Source organism: Neobacillus rhizosphaerae (assembly GCF_050477885.1).
Classification (GTDB): Bacteria; Bacillota; Bacilli; order Bacillales; family Cytobacillaceae; genus Neobacillus; species Neobacillus rhizosphaerae_A.
The window spans coordinates 1-22795 of sequence record NZ_JBCNAC010000069.1 but is presented as its reverse complement, the minus strand read 5'-3'; the positions used below and the strand labels follow the sequence as shown (position 1 = coordinate 22795).

20 protein-coding genes are annotated in these 22795 nt (G+C 38.3%); all 20 read left to right on the top strand.

Annotated features, from left to right (window positions below; genetic code table 11):
* The first annotated feature begins 185 nt into the window (after positions 1-185).
* The 20 genes from rpsB to pnp all read left to right on the top strand — a co-directional run bounded on the left by rpsB (position 186) and on the right by pnp (position 22686).
* Positions 186-884 (top strand): 30S ribosomal protein S2, encoded by a 699-nt coding sequence (gene rpsB, locus ABES03_RS09335; RefSeq protein WP_430117020.1) that lies wholly within the window; start codon positions 186-188, stop codon positions 882-884.
* Between the two features lie 180 nt (positions 885-1064).
* Positions 1065-1949: a translation elongation factor Ts gene (tsf, locus tag ABES03_RS09330; RefSeq protein WP_430117019.1), complete on the top strand. Its 885-nt coding sequence runs from the start codon at positions 1065-1067 to the stop codon at positions 1947-1949.
* A gap of 163 nt (positions 1950-2112) precedes the next feature.
* Entirely contained in the window at positions 2113-2838 is a 726-nt protein-coding gene (gene pyrH / locus ABES03_RS09325; protein WP_308080178.1) for a UMP kinase, read from the top strand.
* Positions 2839-3396, top strand: coding sequence for a ribosome recycling factor (gene frr / locus ABES03_RS09320; RefSeq protein ID WP_430117018.1), 558 nt, complete (start codon positions 2839-2841; stop codon positions 3394-3396).
* Between the two features lie 234 nt (positions 3397-3630).
* Positions 3631-4410 carry an isoprenyl transferase gene (locus ABES03_RS09315; RefSeq protein ID WP_430117017.1) on the top strand — a complete coding sequence of 260 codons (780 nt, stop codon included), beginning with the start codon at positions 3631-3633 and terminating at the stop codon, positions 4408-4410.
* A gap of 92 nt (positions 4411-4502) precedes the next feature.
* Positions 4503-5288, top strand: coding sequence for a phosphatidate cytidylyltransferase (locus ABES03_RS09310; protein WP_430117016.1), 786 nt, complete (start codon positions 4503-4505; stop codon positions 5286-5288).
* A gap of 32 nt (positions 5289-5320) precedes the next feature.
* Positions 5321-6463 carry a 1-deoxy-D-xylulose-5-phosphate reductoisomerase gene (dxr, locus tag ABES03_RS09305; protein ID WP_430117015.1) on the top strand — a complete coding sequence of 381 codons (1143 nt, stop codon included), beginning with the start codon at positions 5321-5323 and terminating at the stop codon, positions 6461-6463.
* Between the two features lie 71 nt (positions 6464-6534).
* Complete coding sequence (gene rseP / locus ABES03_RS09300; RefSeq protein ID WP_430117014.1) at positions 6535-7797, top strand: RIP metalloprotease RseP; 1263 nt, start codon at positions 6535-6537, stop codon at positions 7795-7797.
* A 166-nt stretch (positions 7798-7963) separates the two neighbouring features.
* The gene (locus ABES03_RS09295; RefSeq protein WP_430117013.1) at positions 7964-12289 is read left to right on the top strand and encodes a PolC-type DNA polymerase III; all 4326 of its coding nucleotides are present in this window, start codon (positions 7964-7966) and stop codon (positions 12287-12289) included.
* Positions 12290-12543: 254 nt separating this feature from the next.
* On the top strand, positions 12544-13014 hold the full coding sequence (rimP, locus tag ABES03_RS09290; RefSeq protein WP_430117012.1) for a ribosome maturation factor RimP: 471 nt from the start codon (positions 12544-12546) through the stop codon (positions 13012-13014).
* Positions 13015-13136: 122 nt separating this feature from the next.
* Positions 13137-14258: a transcription termination factor NusA gene (gene nusA, locus ABES03_RS09285; protein ID WP_430117011.1), complete on the top strand. Its 1122-nt coding sequence runs from the start codon at positions 13137-13139 to the stop codon at positions 14256-14258.
* A gap of 17 nt (positions 14259-14275) precedes the next feature.
* Positions 14276-14548, top strand: a complete 273-nt coding sequence (gene rnpM, locus ABES03_RS09280) for an RNase P modulator RnpM (RefSeq protein ID WP_430117010.1) — start codon at positions 14276-14278, stop codon at positions 14546-14548.
* Between the two features lie 8 nt (positions 14549-14556).
* Entirely contained in the window at positions 14557-14859 is a 303-nt protein-coding gene (locus ABES03_RS09275; protein WP_430117009.1) for a YlxQ family RNA-binding protein, read from the top strand.
* 19 nt (positions 14860-14878) lie between these two features.
* A complete protein-coding gene (gene infB / locus ABES03_RS09270) occupies positions 14879-17200 on the top strand; it encodes a translation initiation factor IF-2 (RefSeq protein ID WP_430117008.1) in 2322 nt (773 codons plus the stop codon).
* Complete coding sequence (locus ABES03_RS09265) at positions 17197-17478, top strand: DUF503 domain-containing protein (protein ID WP_430117007.1); 282 nt, start codon at positions 17197-17199, stop codon at positions 17476-17478. The genes infB and ABES03_RS09265 overlap by 4 nt, the downstream gene beginning before the upstream one ends.
* A gap of 17 nt (positions 17479-17495) precedes the next feature.
* Positions 17496-17870, top strand: a complete 375-nt coding sequence (rbfA, locus tag ABES03_RS09260) for a 30S ribosome-binding factor RbfA (protein WP_430117021.1) — start codon at positions 17496-17498, stop codon at positions 17868-17870.
* A 111-nt stretch (positions 17871-17981) separates the two neighbouring features.
* Positions 17982-18896, top strand: a complete 915-nt coding sequence (gene truB / locus ABES03_RS09255) for a tRNA pseudouridine(55) synthase TruB (RefSeq protein WP_430117006.1) — start codon at positions 17982-17984, stop codon at positions 18894-18896.
* Positions 18897-18928: 32 nt separating this feature from the next.
* On the top strand, positions 18929-19885 hold the full coding sequence (gene ribF / locus ABES03_RS09250) for a bifunctional riboflavin kinase/FAD synthetase (RefSeq protein ID WP_430117005.1): 957 nt from the start codon (positions 18929-18931) through the stop codon (positions 19883-19885).
* Between the two features lie 169 nt (positions 19886-20054).
* On the top strand, positions 20055-20324 hold the full coding sequence (gene rpsO, locus ABES03_RS09245; protein ID WP_024026799.1) for a 30S ribosomal protein S15: 270 nt from the start codon (positions 20055-20057) through the stop codon (positions 20322-20324).
* A gap of 244 nt (positions 20325-20568) precedes the next feature.
* On the top strand, positions 20569-22686 hold the full coding sequence (gene pnp, locus ABES03_RS09240) for a polyribonucleotide nucleotidyltransferase (protein ID WP_430117004.1): 2118 nt from the start codon (positions 20569-20571) through the stop codon (positions 22684-22686).
* Positions 22687-22795: the final 109 nt, after the last annotated feature.

The window sequence follows — 22795 nt, the reverse complement described above, 5'->3', positions numbered from 1 at the left end:
ATCAACAGACAAGTTTAATGAGCCTTTTTTTAAAAGTATACTTGATTGTTATTTGTACATGTGCTATATTATTTCATGGTGTTAATACACACGCTCGTTGATTTAAACAGATGGTGCTGTTGATTACAGTTTCTGTTTAAAGATGATAGGAGCGGAGGAAATCAAACCATTAGGAGGAAACAAACATGTCAGTTATTTCAATGAAGCAATTGCTTGAAGCTGGTGTACACTTCGGACACCAAACTCGCCGTTGGAACCCTAAGATGAAGAAATATATCTTCACAGAGCGTAACGGTATCTACATCATCGACCTTCAAAAAACAGTTAAGAAGGTAGAAGAAGCTTACAATTGGGTAAAGGACCTTGCTGGTAACGGCGGTACTATCCTTTTTGTTGGTACAAAGAAACAAGCTCAAGATTCTGTTAAAGAAGAAGCAGCTCGTTCTGGTATGTACTATGTTAACCAACGTTGGTTAGGTGGTACACTAACAAACTTTGAAACAATCCAAAAGCGTATTGGCCGCTTAAAAGATATTGAAAGAATGTCTGAAGACGGTACTTTCGAAGTATTACCTAAAAAAGAAGTTGTTCAATTAAAGAAAGAACAAGAACGTCTTGAGAAGTTCTTAGGCGGAATTAAAGATATGAAGAAACTTCCTGATGCACTATTCATCATCGACCCTCGTAAAGAGCGTATCGCAGTTGCTGAAGCTAAAAAATTACACATTCCTATCGTAGGTATTGTTGATACAAACTGTGATCCGGACGAAATCGACGTTGTTATTCCTGCAAACGACGATGCAATCCGTGCGGTTAAGCTTTTAACTGGTAAAATGGCTGATGCTATCCTTGAAGCTAAACAAGGTGAAGAAGTTACTGCTTAATTAATTGAAGTGGTTAAAAATAAAAAGGTGATAAGAGGGAGCACCCTTTATCACCTTTTTTTAAAGAAAACCCGCTATTTTTGTATGGGACAAAAGTACAGTGTTGAAAGAATGTTTATCTTAGCTAACAATGGCTAAGATATGAATATAGTACATAGTATTTAAAGGAGGAAGTTAATTATGGCAGTTACTGCTCAAATGGTAAAAGAACTTCGTGAAAAAACTGGCGCAGGTATGATGGATTGTAAAAAAGCGTTAACAGAAACAGATGGTGATATGGAAAAAGCAATTGATTTCTTACGTGAAAAAGGAATTGCAAAAGCTGCAAACAAAGCTGACCGTATTGCTGCAGAAGGTTTAACTTCTATCCTTGTAGATGGTAATGAGGCTGTAATTCTTGAAGTAAACTCTGAAACAGACTTCGTTGCAAAAAATGAAGCATTCCAAGCACTTGTTAAGGAAATTGCTGAACACCTTCTTAAAAACAAACCAACAACCGTTGAAGAAGCATCTGCTCAAACAATGGAAAACGGTGCAACTGTAGCAGATCACATCAATGCTGCAATCGCTAAAATTGGTGAAAAGCTTTCTCTTCGTCGCTTTACAGTAGTTTCTAAAACTGATAATGATGCGTTTGGTGCTTACCTACACATGGGTGGCCGTATCAGCGTATTAACAGTTCTTGAAGGTACTACTGATGCAGATGCTGCAAAAGATATTTCTATGCACATCGCTGCATTAAAACCAAAATACGTATCACGTGACCAAGTTTCACAAGAAGAAGTTGAGCGTGAGCGTCAAGTATTAACTCAACAAGCTCTTAACGAAGGTAAGCCTGAAAATATCGTTGCAAAAATGGTTGAAGGTCGTCTTGGAAAGTACTTTGAAGATGTTTGTGTACTTGACCAAACTTTCGTTAAAAACCCTGACCAAAAGGTTCGTCAATTTGTTGAATCTAAGGGCGCAACTGTTCGTGAATTCATTCGTTACGAAGTTGGAGAAGGTATCGAGAAGCGTGAAGATAACTTCGCTGAAGAAGTTATGAACCAAGTAAATAAACAATAGTCAAATATTCTCTTGTTTAAAAACATAAGCTTTAAGGGAATGTTACTGAAATAAGTTTTTGAATAGGGGACACGATGTGTTCCCTATTTTTCAAGAAAAAATAATGTTTAGCATAGCGCTGACTGTAGTGCTAGTGCTTTCAAATTTACATACGGAGGTTTATATGAGCGGTCCTAAGTACAAACGCGTAGTTTTAAAATTGAGCGGAGAAGCACTTGCTGGTGAATCTAGCTTTGGTATTAAACCTTCTGTAATCAAATCGATTGCCATCCAAGTAAAAGAAATAGCTGAACTTGGAGTGGAGGTAGCAGTAGTCGTAGGTGGCGGTAACATTTGGCGTGGGAAAATCGGTAGTGAAATGGGCATGGATCGTGCAAACGCCGATTATATGGGTATGCTTGCAACAGTGATGAATTCTTTGGCACTTCAAGATAGTTTGGAGAACTTAGGAATCGAATCACGAGTTCAAACCTCAATTGAAATGCGTCAGGTTGCAGAACCTTATATTCGACGTCGTGCGATTAGACACTTAGAAAAGAAGCGTGTGGTTATTTTTGCAGCTGGAACAGGAAACCCATACTTCTCTACAGATACAACTGCGGCTTTAAGAGCAGCTGAAATTGATGCTGAAGTAATTTTGATGGCAAAAAATAATGTGGATGGTGTGTATTCAGCAGACCCACGTATCGATGCGAATGCTACAAAATATGAAGATCTTTCATTCCTGGATGTATTAAAGGAAGGATTAGCGGTTATGGATTCAACTGCTTCTTCATTATGTATGGATAATGATATACCACTTATTGTTTTCTCAATTATGGAACAAGGCAATATTAAAAAAGCTGTTATGGGTGAAAAAATAGGAACAGTTGTTAGGGGGAAAAATTAAATGCCAAAACAAGTTATTACTGGTACTAAGGATCGTATGACAAAAGCGATTCAATCTTATACACGTGAGCTTGCTAGTATCCGTGCTGGGAGAGCAAGTGCATCATTGCTCGATCGCATTACTGTTGATTATTATGGTGCGCCAACACCTGTCAATCAAGTGGCTGGTATCTCTACTCCAGAAGCTAGACTACTTGTTATTCAACCCTATGATAAATCAATTCTCGGTGATATTGAAAAAGCAATCCTTAAATCTGACTTAGGTTTAAATCCTTCAAACGATGGATCAATTATTCGAATTGCTATTCCACAGCTAACAGAAGAACGCCGTAAAGAACTTGTAAAAGTAGTGAAAAAAGAATCAGAAGAAGCAAAAGTTGCAATTCGTAACATCCGTCGTGATGGAAACGATGACTTGAAAAAGCTTGAAAAGAATGGTGAAATAACAGAGGATGCGCTTCGCGGCTATTCCGAAGATATTCAAAAGCTAACGGATGAATTTATTCAAAAGATTGACCAAATCACTAAAGATAAAGAAAAAGAAATCCTAGAAGTGTAATTGAGTGTGAAGACCCTCTATTTAGGGGGTTTTTTTCACTATTTTAGGCCGATTTTTTTCTATATAAGATTATAAAGATTGTTTTCTGAACATTATTCTTAATTCCTTTTATTTTACATAAGTTATTTATTAGAGATATCTTCTTGCTTTTTTGGTATGATAAAAGCATGTAACCTTGTTTACCCTTTACATAAACAATCGGAGGCAATGATTAATTAATTGAGGAGCAATGCTATGTTTAATAAATTTAGGCTTGGGAAGAAGCAAGAACACTCTTCCACACTCCGAGATAAAATTGAAGAATTAAAAAAACAACCTATACCTGAGCATGTTGCAATAATAATGGATGGTAATGGGCGCTGGGCTAAGAAGAGGGCCTTGCCACGTGTTGCCGGTCATCATGAAGGGATGAAAGTGGTTCGTAAAACTACTATGCTGGCAAATAAACTTGGAATTAAGGCACTTACATTATATGCTTTTTCAACTGAAAACTGGAAACGCCCTAAAAATGAAGTGGAATATATCATGCGTCTGCCAGAAGAATTTTTAGGTACCTTTCTTCCTGAACTGGTTGAAAATAATGTTCAAGTGAAAATGATTGGATATAAAAATCAGCTTCCTGTACATACACTACATGCAATTGAAAAAGCTATAGAAGAAACGAAAGATAATAATGGACTAGTATTAAACTTTGCGCTGAACTATGGAAGTCGGGCAGAGATTATTGATGCAGTCAAGCAGGTCTTAAATGATAGTAAAAATGGAATACTGAATGAGACCGAACTTAATGAAGATGTTTTTTCTTCCTACCTTATGACCTCCGAATTTAAAGATCCGGACCTATTAATTAGAACGAGTGGGGAAATTCGTTTAAGTAATTTTATGCTTTGGCAATTGGCCTACTCGGAATTTTGGTTCACGGATGTTTTATGGCCTGATTTTAGTGAGAATCATTTACTTGAAGCAATCGAAGTCTTTCAAAAGAGACAACGTAGGTTTGGCGGAATCTTATGAGGTGAAATTTCAGCAAAAGCAGGTTGAGAGATGATCTTTCATTAAATTGCATGTCTTAACCGTCACTTGATTAAAAGGTGTTGAACTATTAGATGAAGCAAAGAATTATTACAGGAGTCATTGCTGCGGCATTATTTTTGCCAATTGTTTATTATGGTGGGTTTCCACTTGTGTTATTAACCTATTTTTTAGCGACGATTGGTTTGTATGAGTTGTTAAAAATGAAGAATTTATCGATCTTTTCTGTTCATGGATTTCTTTCAGTCTTATTTCTTTGGGTTCTTCTCTTTCCAGAGAAATATTCAGAACTGATACAAACCTTTTATTACTCAAAAACAGAAATAGGAATTGCGTTAATTCTTTTATTGTTAACCTATACTGTGATTACGAAAAATCGTTTTACATTTGAGGATGTATCCTTCTCTATACTCTCTGCTCTTTATGTTGGAATTGGTTTTTACTTCTTCTTTGAGACCAGACAAGAGGGTGGCCTTGTTTTTATTTTGTATTCCTTATTTATGATTTGGGCAACAGACTCTGGTGCCTACTTTATTGGGAAATCTTTGGGTAAGAGGAAGCTATGGCCTGAAATTAGTCCTAATAAAACGGTTGAAGGCTCAATAGGCGGTGTACTATGTGCAGTCATCGTAGCTGTTCTTTTTGTACTATTTACTGATATACATGCGTCTTTAATTGGAATAACTGTCGCCCTGTCAGTTTTTGGACAAATTGGCGATTTGGTTGAATCCGCATTTAAGCGTCATTTTAATGTGAAAGACTCAGGAAATATATTACCTGGTCATGGTGGTATTCTTGACCGGTTTGATAGCCTATTATTTGTTTGGCCGTTATTGCACTTTTTCCATCTTTGGTCTTAGTGCATGCGTTTGATCTTTAGGAGTTGACATTATTGAAAACAATTAGCTTATTGGGAGCTACAGGGTCGATTGGCACTCAAACCCTTGATGTGATTCGTGAGCACCCAACAGAATTTAAACTAGCTGCCTTATCTATAGGGAAAAATATTGAATTAGCAAGAAAAATGATAAGTGAGTTTCAGCCAGAGCTTGTTTCTGTACAAAACAAAAGTGATTATATAACATTAAATACAGAATTCCCACATATCAAGTTTACGTTTGGTCCTGAGGGTTTAATTGAAACAGCAGTTTATGAAAAGGCGGATATTCTAGTGAATGCCGTGTTAGGAAGTGTTGGTTTAAATCCAACATTACAAGCGATTGAATGTGGTAAAACCATTGCAATTGCAAATAAAGAAACGCTTGTTACGGCGGGGCATTTAGTGATGGATGCAGCCAAACGAAATCATGTAACACTTCTTCCAGTTGACAGTGAACACTCCGCAATTTTCCAATCTCTACAGGGGGAAAAGGCGAAAAATATTGAAAGACTGATTCTTACTGCATCAGGTGGCAGTTTCCGTGACCGTTCAAGAAAAGAGTTAGAAAATGTGACGGTTCAAGAGGCATTAAACCATCCGAATTGGTCAATGGGAGCAAAAATAACTATTGATTCAGCTACCATGATGAATAAAGGGTTGGAAGTCATTGAGGCACACTGGCTGTTTGATATGCCTTATGATAAAATAGATGTTCTCCTTCATAAGGAAAGTATCATCCATTCAATGGTGGAATTCCATGATTCAAGTGTTATTGCACAGCTTGGAACACCAGATATGAGAGTGCCTATCCAATATGCACTCACCTATCCTGACCGCTTGCCGCTAGCATCGGCAAATCGATTGAATCTAGCTCAAATTGGTAGATTACATTTTCAGGAAATGGATGTTGAGAGATTTCGCTGTCTGAACTTTGCTTATATAGCTGGTAAAGAAGGCGGAACAATGCCAACAGTCTTAAATGCTGCTAATGAAGCTGCAGTAGCAGCATTTTTAGAAGGGAAGATTCGTTTCCTGCAAATTGAAGACTTAATTGAAAAGGCATTAAGCACTCATCAAACCATCCAACATCCTAGCCTGAGCGTTATACAAGAGGTAGATCAAGAAACTAGACATTATGTACAATCTCTTCTGTAAGGAAAGCGGAAGTGCTAGTAATCAATGTTAAATGATTCACCCCCTATCCTTAAAAAAGGTGGTTTTAAAATTTGAGTACAGTTATTGCCTTTATTGTAATTTTTGGTGCACTTGTCTTCTTTCATGAATTAGGTCATTTTATTTTTGCAAAAAGGGCAGGTATCCTCTGTCGCGAATTTGCCATTGGTATGGGTCCAAAGGTGTTCTCTCATAAAAAAGGAGAGACTACTTATACGATTCGTCTTCTGCCAATTGGTGGTTTTGTCCGAATGGCTGGGGAAGACCCTGAAGTAGTCGAAATTAAGCCTGGATATCGAATCGGTCTTTTGTTTGATAAGCTTGATAATGTTACAAAAATTATTTTAAATAATAAAGAAAAATTCCCTAATTGCCGAATTGTAGAGGTCGAATATGCCGATATTGAGCGGGATCTTGTCATAAAGGGATTTCCGGAAGATGAAGACGAAACCTTGCATGCTTTTAAAGTACATTCTAACGCAGTAATTGTAGAAAATGGAGTCGAATCACAAATTGCTCCGGTTGATCGTCAATTTGGTTCTAAAACATTAGGACAAAGATTTATGGCTATATTTGCTGGTCCGATGATGAACTTTGTTCTCGCGTTTATAGTATTTATTGTTATTGCATTGCTCCAGGGGGTTCCTTCCAATGAAGCGAAATTGGGTGTAATTACTCCTGATGGGGCAGCCAAGATGGCTGGCCTTAAAAAAGGTGATTTAGTTCAGAGTATCAATGGTTCGGAAATTTCAAGCTGGACCGATGTAGTTGAAATCATTCGGAAAAATCCGAATGAAGAACTTGATTTCTCTATCGTTCGTGACGGTAATGAAAAGGAGATTCAAGTAACTCCTCTTGAAAAAACTGTTGAGGGCAAGAAAATGGGGATTATAGGTGTTTATAGTCCTGTGGAAAAATCACCTGTTCAAGCAGTGAAGTCTGGTTTCACTGAAACTTATTTTTGGACAAAGCAAATTTTTGTTATGCTTGGAAAATTAGTTACTGGTCAATTTTCAATCGATGCCCTTTCAGGTCCAGTTGGAATCTACAAATCTACAGATGAAGTAGCAAAATCAGGGATTTATTACTTAATGAAATGGGCTGGAATTTTAAGCATTAACTTAGGAATTATGAATTTATTACCAATCCCTGCCCTCGATGGTGGAAGATTGATGTTCTTTGCAGTCGAAGCAGTGAGAGGAAAGCCGATAGATAGACAAAAAGAAGGAATGGTTCATTTTATCGGATTCGCCCTGCTCATGCTTTTAATGCTCGTAGTCACGTGGAACGACATTCAGAGATTTTTCTTGAAATAAAAAGATTGGGATCGCGAATTGCGGTCCTTATTTTTTTGGGATATATTTTTCCCAAAATGGATGAAGTTTTCTGTCGAAATCCGACGAATCATCTCGTACTATATGATATAATTACTATTCAATAACATAGAGACAGAAGATTTTAATATAGATGGGAGAGAGAACGATGAGCGAACATGCCCTAGGCAATAAAGAGCGATTCCAACTCTTGCTCCAGCAGCTGCAATTAATAGAGGATGCTGTTGTAGTGCATTTTACAAATGCACAAATTGAAAGACTATTGGTTGAAAAGAAAGCAAGGAAGTGGCATTTTCAATTCTTATTTGAAAAAATCCTCCCTTTTAATGTCTATGTAAGGTTCACCACACAGTTGGAACGAACTTTTTCCAATATTGCTACGATTTCCTATGATATCAAAGTGCCAAATCCAAACAGTACGCCAGAACTTTTACTAGAGTATTGGAGTCATTGTATCCAACAAATTGATGGAATTTCTCCCCCACTCTTGAAACTTTTAAATGAACAAATGCCAATCGTTAGCGGTAATAAGTTAACAATTACGGTAAGAAATGAGGCAGAGGGTCTAGCCTTAAAACGAAAATATGGTTCAGTAATAGGAGATATTTTTCAATCGTTTGGTTTCCCGCAGTTTTCAATTGAAACAGATTTAAATGTGGAAGAAAAAAATGAAGAATACGAAAAATTTCTACTGGCAAAACAAAAAGAAGATCAGGAGCGTGCTCTCCTGGCAATGGTTGAAATGCAAAAGAGTGATGCAGAAAAAGACCAAGCTTCAGGAGATGTGCCTGATGGTCCGCTTTCCATTGGTTTAACCATAAAGGATGATAATGATCTTCGCAGCATGATTGATATCGTTGATGAAGAACGACGAGTAGCTGTTGAAGGTTATATTTTTGATGCGGAAATAAGAGAATTACGCAGTGGACGTTCATTACTAACCTTTAAGATTACCGATTATACAAGTTCGCTAATGGTAAAAATGTTTTCTCGAGATAAAGAAGACGCTGCCTTGTTCCAGCGTGTGAAAAAGGGAATGTGGGTTAAGGTTCGTGGAAGCATTCAAAACGATACCTTTGTACGTGACCTTGTCATGATTGGAAATGATATAAATGAAATGAAACCCGCTGGGCGGAAAGATACTGCACCGGACGATCAGAAACGGGTAGAATTACATCTGCATACACCTATGAGTCAGATGGATGCAGTCACACCTGTAAGTGCTTTAGTTGCACAAGCAAAAAAATGGGGACATAAAGCTATTGCTGTCACTGATCATGCAGTGGCTCAATCTTTCCCAGAAGCTTATGGTGCAGGTAAGAAAAACGATATCAAGATCCTATATGGTGTGGAAGTCAACTTGGTCGATGACGGGGTACCGATTGCATATAATGATTCACATCGTCTTCTTGCAGAGGATACGTTTGTTGTATTTGACGTAGAAACAACAGGACTTTCAGCTGTATATGATACGATTATCGAACTAGCAGCTGTAAAAGTGAAGGACGGAGAAATTATTGACCGTTTTGAGTCATTTGCAAATCCGCACCATCGACTTTCAGCAACAACGATTAATTTAACAGGAATTACAGATGATATGGTGCAAAATGCACCTGAGGTAGAAGAAGTATTGCGAAAGTTTCATGACTGGATAGAGGATGCTGTTCTTGTCGCCCACAATGCATCCTTCGATATGGGATTCCTAAATGTAGGGTATAAACAAATAGGGTTAGAAAAGGCCAAAAATCCTGTTATCGATACACTTGAGCTTGGACGTTTTCTTTATCCTGAGCTGAAAAACCACCGATTAAATACCTTGACGAAAAAGTTTGACATTGAATTGACCCAGCATCACCGCGCTATTTATGATGCAGAAGCAACGGGCTACTTATTATTAAAAATGTTAAAGGATGCACTAGAAAAGGGGATCCACTACCATGATGAATTAAACAATAACATGGGTAAGGGGAATGCCTATCAACGTGCTCGTCCATATCATTGCACACTTTTAGCACAAACCGAGGCGGGGTTAAAGAACCTATTTAAGCTCGTTTCCATTGCACATATAGAATACTTTTATCGAGTACCACGTCTTCCTCGATCGGTTCTGCAAAAATATAGAGAAGGAATTCTTGTTGGCTCTGGCTGTAATAAAGGTGAAGTTTTTGAAGGGATGATGCAAAAATCTCCTGAGGAAGTCGAAGCTTTCGCGGGATTCTATGATTATCTCGAAGTAATGCCAAAAGAAGTAAATGCTCCGTTGATTGAAATGGAATTGGTCCGTGATGAAAAAGCAATGGAAGATATTATTGGCAAGATCGTTACACTTGGTGATAAGTTAGAGATTCCTGTTGTGGCTACTGGAAATGTTCATTATCTCAATGAAAATGATAAAATTTACCGGAAAATTTTAGTTAACTCACAAGGTGGAGCGAACCCGCTAAACCGTCATGAGTTGCCTGATGTTCACTTTAGAACAACCAATGAGATGCTTGATTCTTTTGCCTTTTTAGGTAAAGAGAAGGCAAAGGAAATCGTTGTTACTAACACGAACAAAATTGCCGATATGATTGACAACATAAAGCCTATTAAAGATGATCTCTATACACCAAAAATTGAAGGTGCAGATGAAGAGATGCGTGAAATGAGCTATTCAATGGCTCGTAAAATATACGGTGAGGATCTTCCAGAGATTGTTGAAGCCAGATTAGAGAAAGAATTGAAAAGTATTATCGGCCACGGATTCGCCGTAATTTACTTGATTTCACATAAGCTAGTAAAAAAATCATTGGATGATGGTTATCTAGTTGGTTCACGTGGATCAGTTGGTTCCTCCTTAGTCGCAACGATGACTGAGATAACGGAAGTGAACCCATTGCCGCCTCACTATGTTTGTCCAACCTGTAAACATTCAGAATTCTTTAATGATGGTTCTGTTGGATCAGGATTTGATTTGCCAGATAAAGATTGTCCACAGTGCGGCGCTAAGTACAAAAAGGATGGACACGATATTCCGTTTGAAACCTTCCTTGGTTTTAAAGGGGACAAAGTTCCCGATATCGACCTGAACTTCTCCGGTGAATATCAACCACGTGCTCATAACTATACGAAGGTTCTGTTTGGTGAAGAGTATGTCTATCGTGCAGGAACCATTGGTACGGTTGCAGATAAAACAGCATTTGGATATGTAAAGGCCTATCAACAGGATAACAACCTTCAACTGCGTGGTGCAGAAGTGGAGCGACTCGCTTCTGGTTGTACCGGTGTGAAAAGAACAACCGGACAGCATCCTGGTGGGATTATTGTAATTCCTGATTATATGGATGTATATGATTTCACACCGATCCAATTCCCGGCGGACGATAGAAATTCCGAATGGAAAACAACCCATTTTGATTTCCATTCGATCCATGATAATGTCTTGAAGCTAGATATACTCGGACACGACGATCCAACTGTCATCAGAATGCTGCAAGATCTAAGTGGAATGGATCCTAAAACTATTCCAACGGATGACCCTGAAGTAATGAAAATCTTTAGTGGAACGGAATCGTTAGGTGTAACAGAACAACAAATTATGTGTAAAACGGGTACGCTAGGGATTCCTGAGTTTGGGACTCGATTTGTCAGACAGATGCTTGAAGATACAAAGCCAACAACATTTTCAGAACTCGTCCAGATTTCAGGACTATCCCATGGAACAGACGTATGGCTAGGGAATGCACAGGAGTTAATTCACAACCAAACGTGTAATTTAAGTGAAGTAATTGGCTGTCGTGATGATATCATGGTCTACTTGATTTATCAGGGGCTGGAACCTTCATTTGCTTTTAAAATTATGGAATCGGTCCGTAAAGGTAAGGGATTAAGTGAAGATATGGAAGCTGAAATGCGGAGAAACGAAGTACCAGAATGGTACATTGACTCCTGCAAAAAGATCAAATATATGTTCCCTAAAGCACACGCAGCTGCCTATGTATTAATGGCGGTACGGATTGCGTACTTTAAGGTACATCTCCCACTTCTTTACTATGCTGCTTATTTCACGGTGCGTGCAGAGGACTTTGACATTGAAGCAATGTCACGTGGGCCTGAAGCAATCCGCGCAAAGATTGAAGAAATCAACGCAAAAGGTCTGGAAGCATCCAATAAAGAGAAAAACCTCCTAACTGTTCTAGAGCTAGCACTTGAAATGACAGAAAGAGGATTTTCATTCCAAAATTATGATTTATATAAATCAGATGCATCAGATTTTATTATTGAAGGGAATACACTCATTCCACCTTTCAATTCAATTCCTGGTTTAGGAACCAATGCAGCTTTTAATATTGTAAAAGCAAGACAAGATGGAGAGTTCTTATCAAAAGAAGACCTTCAACAACGAGGAAAGGTTTCTAAGACCATTCTTGAATATTTAGACAAACAAGGTTGCCTGAATGCACTACCAGAGCAAAATCAGCTATCATTGTTCTAAATATGATAACACTGATAAACCCCCTTGTGTTTGCATAAAAACAATGGTTATGGTATAGTTTTATTGGAAATACTAAGAAATACTCTCGTGTTCAAGAGTGGGGAAACCCACTCTTTCGTTATGTAATCGAGGTGCTTCAACCTAAAAGGTATGCATCTTGGTTTTGTTTACAAATGTTTTTTAGTGTTATTTGATAAAACTTTCCGTGAACTACATAGAATATGGGTGAAATATTTTAGAAAAGGAGGTAAAGCATGAGCAAAGTAACGGAAGTTGTAGAAGAGCTAGCTGCACCAATTTTTCAAGAACTTAGCTTAGAATTAGTGGATATTGAATATGTAAAGGAAGGTAAAAACTGGTATCTTCGCGTATATATCGATAAGGACACAGGAGTTGATATTGAGGATTGTGGTCTAGTTAGTGAGCGACTAAGTGAAAAACTCGACGAATTGGATCCAATTCCCCATAACTACTTTCTTGAAGTATCCTCTCCGGGTGCAGAGCGTCCATTGAAAAAAGAAAAAGATTTTGAAAAGGCTATTGGTAAAAATGTTTTTGTTAAAACTTATGAACCGATTGATGGAGAAAAAGGTTTTGAAGGGAAATTACTTGAGTTTGATGGCCAACAATTAAAAATTGAAGTAAAAATCAAAACTCGTAAAAAGTCTATAGACATTCCATATGAAAAAGTAGCAAGTGCAAGACTGGCTGTTGTATTTTCATAAATAAAGGCTGTGTTAAAGAACAGTGTTGATTTATACACCCTGTTGATTGGAACGGAGATCAACAGACAATTTTAACAGAGCCTAAATAAAAAAATTGAATAAGAGTAGGGGGATACAAGCAAATGAGCAGCGAATTATTAGATGCTCTTACAATACTGGAAAGAGAGAAAGGTATTTCCAGAGATATATTAATTGATGCAATTGAGGCCGCATTGGTATCGGCATACCGTCGAAATTTCAATCAGGCACAAAATGTCCGCATTGATTTGAATTTACAAAATGGACTCATGCGCGTTTTTGCAAGAAAAGAAGTGGTTGATGAGGTTTTTGATCCACGTCTTGAAATTTCTCTTGCAGATGCACAACACATTAATCCTAATTACCAGGTAGAAGATGTAGTTGAAATGGAAGTAACTCCAAAAGACTTCGGAAGAATCGCTGCGCAAACAGCGAAACAAGTGGTAACTCAGCGTGTTAGAGAAGCTGAGAGAGGTATTATTTATTCTGAATTTATTGACCGTGAAGAAGACATCATGACTGGTATCGTTCAAAGACTTGATTCTAAATTTATTTATGTCAGCCTTGGTAAAATAGAAGCACTGTTACCTTTAAATGAACAAATGCCAAATGAACGTTACAAACCGCATGATCGAATCAAAGTTTTTATTACTAAAGTGGAAAAAACCACTAAAGGTCCTCAAATTTTTGTTTCTAGAACTCATCCTGGGTTACTGAAACGTTTATTTGAAATTGAAGTTCCTGAAATTTACGACGGTACAGTTGAAATTAAATCTGTTGCCCGTGAAGCAGGAGACCGCTCAAAAATTTCCGTTCATTCCGAAAACCCTGAGGTTGATCCTGTTGGTTCTTGTGTTGGACCAAAAGGAACAAGGGTGCAAGCGGTAGTAAATGAGTTAAAAGGTGAAAAAATTGATATCGTTAAATGGTCTGATGATCCAGTTGTTTTTGTCGCTAATTCATTGAGCCCTTCAAAAGTGCTAGATGTTATGGTGAACGAAAACGAAAAAGCTACAACAGTTGTTGTACCGGATTATCAACTTTCATTGGCTATCGGTAAACGCGGTCAAAATGCACGACTGGCAGCAAAATTAACTGGCTGGAAAATTGATATCAAAGCTGAAACTGAAGCACGTGAGCTTGGAATTTACCCACGTGAAGAAACAATCAGACTTTTTGATGATCAAGTTGATACTGATTTTGATTTTGAAGATGATTTGGACTAATTAGGAGGTGAATGATCGTGAACACTAGAAAAAAAGTTCCTTTGCGCAAATGTGTGGCAACCGGTGATATGAAGCCGAAAAAAGAACTCGTTCGCATCGTTCGCTCAAAGGAAGGGGATGTAACCATCGATTTAACTGGAAAAAAATCCGGTAGAGGTGCATACCTTTCAAGAGACAAAGAAGCTATCCTATTAGCCAAGAAGAAAAATACTTTAGCTAACCATTTAGAGGTTTCTATAAATGATTCGATATACGATGAACTACTTGAGCTAATTGAGAAGGAGAACTGACAATCCAAATGAAACAAAATCAATGGATGTCATTGCTTGGCTTGGCCAATCGAGCGCGTAAAATCATATCGGGTGAAGAGCTTGCCTTAAAGGAAATAAGAAACGGTAAAGCAAAGCTCGTTTTATTAGCCGCGGATGCATCTGCAAATACGACTAAAAAAATTACAGATAAATGTAATTCCTATCATGTTCCGTTGAAAATGGTGGAAGACCGTCATCTTCTAGGTCAAGCAATTGGCAAGGAAGCCCGCGTTGTTGTAGCTATTTTGGATGAAGGATTTGCAAAAAAACTGGTAACGTTGCTCGATTAAATCTAGCGGGGGTGAAAATATGAGTAAAATCCGTGTTTATGAATACGCAAAAAAACACAATATTTCAAGTAAAGAAATTATTACAAAATTAAAAGAAATGAATATAGAGGTTTCTAACCATATGGCAACAATAGAAGATTCAGACGTTAAAAAACTTGACGCAACATTCAATAAAAAAGAAAGCAATACACAACAGAGTAAACAAATGGGCGGCGGGCAGCAACAACGCTCTAATGGACGTCCTGCTCAGCAGCAACAACAACAACGTACAAATCAAAGACCAGCACAGTCTGGCCAAAAGCCGCAAGTACAGTCTAAAAATGCACCTAAAGCGTTTGAAGAAGCTGCAGATAAATCTCCTACTCCTAGGCAGGTAAAAGTAGTCTCTCCTCCAAAAGCGGCTGAAGGCAAAAAACAGACCCAAGAATATCAATCAAAAGAAAACAAAGTCTTCAGTAGTGCGGATAAAGCAAAGGCTAAGCCATATAATAATAACCAAAATCGTAATAATCGTAATAATAATAACAAGAAGAAGACTCATACACCAGTTCAACAAGCACAGCCTCAGAAGAAAAAAGAAAAAGAACTTCCAGCTAAAATTACTTTTAGTGAGTCTCTAACTGTTGGTGAACTAGCGAAAAAAATCTATCGTGAACCGTCAGAAATCATTAAAAAGCTCTTTTTACTTGGCGTGATGGCTACCATTAACCAAGTGCTAGATAAAGATGCTATTGAATTGATCGCTGGCGAATACGGGGTAGAGGTTGAAGAAGAAATTAAGATTGACACAACGGATCTTGAAGTTTACTTTACCGAAGATGCATCAGAAGTCTTAGTAGAAAGACCATCTGTTGTAACGATTATGGGTCACGTTGACCATGGTAAAACAACCCTTCTAGATTCTATTCGTAATACAAAGGTAACTGAAGGTGAAGCTGGCGGGATTACTCAGCATATCGGTGCCTATCAAGTAGTTGATAATGGAAAGAAGATTACTTTCCTTGATACACCGGGACACGCTGCATTTACAACCATGCGTGCTCGTGGAGCAAAAATTACTGACATTACCATTCTTGTGGTAGCGGCAGATGATGGTGTGATGCCACAAACAGTTGAAGCTATTAACCATGCAAAGGCTGCTGAAGTTCCAATCATTGTAGCTGTAAACAAAATGGATAAAGAAGCTGCAAATGCAGACCGAGTTATGCAGGAATTAACTGAACATGGATTAGTATCTGAAGCATGGGGTGGGGATACTATCTTTGTACCACTTTCTGCAAAAACCGGAGAAGGAATTGACACTCTTCTTGAAATGATCTTACTTGTAAGTGAAGTAGAAGAATATAAGGCCAATCCGAACCGAAAAGCTGTCGGTACGGTTATCGAGGCACAATTAGATAAAGGCCGTGGATCTGTAGCGACATTATTAGTGCAAAACGGTACTTTAAAAATTGGTGATCCAATTGTTGTTGGACATACATTCGGACGGGTTCGTGCGATGGTGAATGATAAAGGACGACGGGTAAAAGAAGCGGGTCCTTCTACTCCAGTAGAAATTACAGGGCTAAATGATGTTCCGCAGGCAGGAGATCGTTTTGTTGTATTTGAAGACGAAAAAACAGCCCGTCAAGTTGGGGAAGCGCGTGCGCAAACTGCTTTAGTTGCTCAACGTGGTGAAAAATCCGTTGTCAGTCTCGAAACACTATTTGACCAATTGAAGCAAGGTGAAATGAAGGACTTAAACATCATCCTAAAAGCTGATGTTCAAGGTTCTGCTGAAGCCGTTGCCGCATCATTGCAAAAAATAGATGTAGAGGGCGTAAACATTAAAATTATTCATAGTGGTGCTGGTGCTATTAATGAGTCGGATATTTCACTTGCAGCCGCTTCAAATGCAATTGTCATCGGATTTAACGTTCGTCCAGATGTAAATGCTAAGCGTGCTGCGGAAGCTGAAAAGGTTGACGTTCGTCTGCACCGCATTATTTATAAAGTAATTGAAGAAATCGAAGCAGCCATGAAGGGAATGCTTGATCCTGAATTCCAAGAGAAAATTATTGGTCAAGCTGAAGTTCGTCAGACTTTCAAGGTTTCAAAGGTTGGTACCATTGCTGGTTCGTTTGTTACTGAAGGTAAAATTACCCGTGATAGTGGCATTCGTTTAGTTCGTAACGGAGTTGTCATCTTTGAAGGACAAATTGATGCGCTAAAACGTTTCAAAGATGATGCAAAAGAGGTTTCTAAAGGTTACGAATGTGGTATCACGATTAAAAACTACAATGATGTTAAAGAAGGAGATATCATTGAAGCTTATGTAATGGAAGAGATTGAACGTAAATGATCATCGGTGTTGCCGAATGTGAATGTATCATCTATGATGCTCATTCATTAAAAGAGAAACGAGCCGTTTTGCAGAGAATTCTAACTCGTTTAAAACAGAAATTTAATGTATCCGTTGCCGAGGTTGACTTTCAGGATGTATGGCAAAGAACGAAAATTGCCATTGCGGTTGTTACCTCTAATCGGGTATCTACAGAGATTGAGTTGCAAAACGCACTAAAATTAATTGACTCGTTTCCAGAGATAGAACGAACAATCACCGAGATTGATTGGCTTTAATTTAAGAGGTGAATATGATGAGCCACAGAGCAAATCGTGTTGGAGAGCAAATGAAAAAAGAACTTAGTGACATCATCGGCCGGAAAATAAAAGATCCTCGGATCGGCTTTGTGACAGTTACTGATGTTCAAGTTACAGGAGATTTGCAGCAAGCAAAAGTATTTATTTCTGTGTTAGGTGATGACGAGCAAAAGGAGAATACATTAAAAGGCTTAGCGAAAGCAAAAGGTTTTATCAGAACTGAAATTGGCCACCGTATTCGCCTTCGTAAAACACCTGAAATTATTTTTGAGTGGGATGAATCATTCGATTATGGTAATCGAATTAATACCCTTCTACATCAATTGCATACGGATGACGATAAACCGATGGAAAAGAATGAAGAAGAGTAAACCAAAAATAGTGCAGAAGATGTGATGAAAGTAAGTCAAATGTAAAGGTGAAATGGATAGACAATTGTCTATCCATTTTTTTCGAATATAATGGAGATCGGAGCGAATAAGGTGGAAGGTATATTACCGTTATTCAAGCCAGCAGGGCTAACCTCACATGATTGTGTGTTCAAGTTAAGAAAAATTTTAAAAACAAAAAAAGTAGGTCATACAGGTACACTTGACCCGGATGTAACAGGTGTTCTACCAATTTGTATTGGAAAAGCAACAAAGGTTGCTGAGTATATTACGGACGCTGGAAAAGCATACGAAGGTGAAGTAACGATTGGTTTCTCTACCACGACGGAAGACGCATCTGGTGAAGTGGTTGAAAAGAAAAATGTGGATCGAACCATTCTACGAGAAGAAATTCAAAAGGTCCTCGATTCGTTGACGGGAGAAATTGAGCAAACCCCACCGATGTTTTCAGCCGTAAAGGTTGGAGGGGTTCGTCTGTACGAGTATGCGCGGAAAGGCATTGAAGTAGAACGCCCTTCTAGGATGGTAACGATCTATTCAATTGAACTACTGGATGATCGGACAGAATTTTCAGGTGAAACAATACGTTTCCGTTTTAGAGTTAGTTGTAGTAAAGGGACATATATTCGCACGTTAGCAGTCATGATTGGTGAAAGATTAGGGTACCCTGCACACATGTCCAACCTAATAAGAATCCAGTCGGCGGCCTTCACATTGGAGGATTGTCTGACCTTTGAGGAAGTAGAAAAACTGATGGAAACTGGTGAAATCTCTACTGTTTTACGACCTTTAGAGACAGCACTTTCTTATTTGCCGAAATTACAGATTAATGATAAAGTAGCAGAGAAAGTGAAAAATGGTGCGGTGTTACCAATACCAGAACACTTAAAAACAACTAACGGACCGATTATCGCTGAAACAGCAGATGGACTGGCTCTCGCCATTTACGCAAAACATCCAAGCAAGCCAGACCTGCTTAAACCAGTTAAAGTATTGCGAAATGAATAATAAGGTTTCGGTATAGAAAAGGTGAGTTTCATTTGGAAGTCAAAAAGCTTAATTTTCCACATAATATAGATAGAAACGATTTTCCGCCTTTAGCAATGGCCTTGGGCTATTTTGATGGTGTTCATAGGGGGCATCAACAAGTAATTCTAGAAGCAAAAAAACAAGCAGAAGAACAAGGTTTTCAAAGTGCAGTAATGACTTTTGACCCGCATCCCTCTGTTGTATTGGGAAAGAGCAAAAAGCACGTACAATATATTACTCCCTTATCAGATAAAGTAAAGATTATTGAAGAGTTAGGCATAGATTATTTATTTATTGTTCATTTTACACCTGAGTTTGCAAATTTACTCCCTCAGGAGTTCATTGATCAATATGTGATAGGACTGAATGTGAAGCATGTAGTGGCTGGCTTTGATTATTCTTATGGGCGGATGGGAAAAGGAACAATGGAAACCCTGCCTTTCCACTCAAGGGATCAATTCTCCTCCTCCGTTGTACCAAAATTAGCTCAAGGTGAGGAAAAGGTTAGTTCTACAAGAATTCGTTATTTGCTTAACGAAGCGAAAGTAAATGAACTTCCTGGTCTGCTTGGCAGATATTACAGGACATCGGGCACAGTCATTCATGGGGACAAGCGAGGGAGAACGATAGGTTTCCCAACAGCAAATATAGACCTGAATGAAGAGTATATGATTCCTCCGTTGGGTGTATATGCAGTAAAAATGAAAGTCAAGGATCTTTGGTATAATGGCGTTTGTAATGTTGGCTATAAACCAACCTTTAATAAAGAAGCATTAAAACTAACTGTTGAAGTTCACTTATTTGGATTCGAACAGGAGATTTATGGAGAAGAAGTAGTGGTCGAATGGCATCTATACCTACGCAAAGAGCAGAAGTTCTCCGGAATTGAAGAATTGGTTAGTCAAATAGAAAAAGATAAGCAAAAGGCAATAGATTATTTTGAAATGAATCGACAATCTTCCTGCTAAAGCCACTTTTATCAAAGTTTTTCTTACATTAAAATAAGGTTTCGACTTGCTTTTTGACGTAAAAAGATGTATTCTTAAATACGTATTACAAACAACCTTTGCTTGGCAAGTCGAGTCACCGACGCTTGCTCGGTAACAGGGGATATGAAATTTTAGGAGGTGAACCTGGATGGCAATCACTCAAGAACGTAAAAATGAACTTATCAATGAGTACAAAACTCATGAGAGCGACACTGGATCTGCAGAAGTTCAAATCGCTGTCCTTACTGAATCAATCAATAACTTGAACGAGCACTTACGTACTCACAAGAAAGATCACCACTCACGTCGCGGTCTTTTGAAAATGGTTGGTAAACGTCGTAATCTTTTAACATTCCTACGTAACAAAGACGTTCAACGTTACCGTGTGTTAATCAATAAGCTTGGTCTACGTCGTTAGTCTACAGAAGCGGGATTTATCCCGCTTTTTTATTAGGCTAAAAAGGCAAAATTAGAGAAATAAAGAAATTTTCATACATAATTTTAAGTCAAGACTTTTATGTGCATACTAATACTAATTTGAAATTGATAACATAAGCATTTATGGCTTTTTTTATATTAGGAAGATTTAGAAAGAGGATTACAGCGAGGAAATATCCTCGCATCATCCTCCTAAAGTGATTTAGATAGAGAGGGGTACAAATATGGAACAAACGAAACATGAATATTCTATGGATTGGGCAGGCCGTAAATTAACCGTGGAAATAGGACAATTAGCCAAACAGGCTAATGGTGCGGTAATGGTCCGCTATGGAGATACTGCTGTATTAAGTACAGCTACTGCTTCAAAAGAGCCAAAAAATCTCGATTTCTTTCCATTAACAGTAAACTATGAAGAACGTTTATATGCAGTTGGTAAAATTCCGGGTGGATTTATTAAACGAGAAGGTCGCCCAAGTGAAAAAGCAATACTTGCCAGCCGTCTAATCGATAGACCAATCCGTCCACTTTTTGCTGATGGTTTCCGTAATGATGTGCAGGTAATCAGTATTGTTATGAGTGTGGACCAAGACTGTTCTTCCGAAATGGCAGCAATGTTTGGGTCATCACTAGCGCTAAGTACTTCAGATATTCCGTTTGAAGGACCAATTGCTGGTGTTATTGTAGGCCGTGTAAATAATGAGTTTGTTATCAATCCAACGGTTGAACAAGCAGAAAAAAGTGATATTCACTTAACGGTTGCTGGCACGAAGGATGCCATTAACATGGTTGAGGCAGGTGCACTTGAAGTGCCTGAGGAAACGATGCTTGAAGCAATTATGTTTGGTCATGACCATATTAAACAATTAATTGAATTCCAAGAAAAAATTGTTGCAGAAATTGGTAAGCCAAAAAGAGAAATTAATCTATACGAAATTAATAAAGAACTTGAAGCAGAAGTAAGAGGAATTTGTGAAGCTGATATGGTTAAAGCTATCCAAGTTCAAGAAAAGCATGCTCGTGAAGATGCGATCAAAGAAGTAAAAAATCAAGTGATGGCTAAATATGTGGAACAAGAAGCAACAGATGAAGATTTAAAACAAGTGAAGCAAATCTTGGACAAGATCGTTAAAGGCGAAGTACGCCGCCTAATTACAGTAGAAAAAGTACGTCCAGACGGTCGAAAAATTGATGAAATCCGTCCATTGTCATCACAGGTAAGTATTTTACCTCGTACTCACGGTTCAGGATTGTTTACACGTGGACAAACTCAAGCTTTAAGTATTTGTACACTTGGTGCAATGGGTGACGTACAGATTCTTGATGGTTTAGGAATTGAGGAAGAAAAACGCTTTATGCACCATTATAACTTTCCTTCCTTTAGTGTTGGGGAAACAGGTCCAATTCGTGGACCTGGTCGACGTGAAATTGGACATGGTGCACTTGGTGAACGTGCTCTCGAGCCTATTATACCGTCTGAAAAAGATTTCCCATATACCATCCGCCTTGTATCTGAAGTGCTTGAATCTAATGGTTCTACTTCTCAGGCAAGTATTTGTGCTAGTACTTTAGCGATGATGGATGCAGGTGTACCTATTAAAGCGCCTGTTGCAGGAATCGCAATGGGTCTGGTCAAATCAGGTGAGCATTATACAGTTCTATCTGACATACAAGGGATGGAAGATCACCTTGGAGATATGGATTTTAAAGTAGCAGGTACCGCTAAAGGGGTAACCGCACTTCAAATGGATATTAAAATTGAAGGACTTTCTCGCGATATTTTAGAGGAAGCCTTGCAACAAGCAAAAGTAGGAAGAATGCACATCTTGGATTCGATGTTAGCTACCATTACTGAGCCTAGAGAAGAGCTTTCTAAGTTTGCACCTAAGATTTTAACGATGACGATCAATCCGGATAAGATTCGTGATGTGATTGGGCCAAGTGGAAAACAAATCAATAAGATTATTGAAGAAACTGGTGTTAAGATTGATATCGAGCAGGATGGAACTGTATTTATTGCTTCGACCGACCAAGCAATGAATCAAAAAGCGAAAAAAATCATCGAAGATATCGTTCGAGAGGTTCAAGTTGGTGAATTGTACCTTGGTAAGGTTAAGCGAATTGAAAAATTCGGTGCATTCGTTGAAATATTTGCAGGAAAAGATGGTCTTGTCCATATTTCCGAACTGGCTGAAGAGCGGGTAGGAAAAGTGGAGGATGTTGTTAAAATCGGAGATGAGCTTTTAGTTAAAGTAACCGAAATTGACAAACAAGGTAGAGTCAACTTGTCACGAAAAGCCGTGTTAAAAGAGCAGCGGGAAAAGGCTGAGAATAAAGAATAATTAATAATGAAACTCAGGCTAAATCAAGGCTGTGATCAATTTACATGAGTCAGGGGCTACCCTGACTCTTTCTTTTGCTTGTGTTAAAGAACATTGTTGATTTTTATAC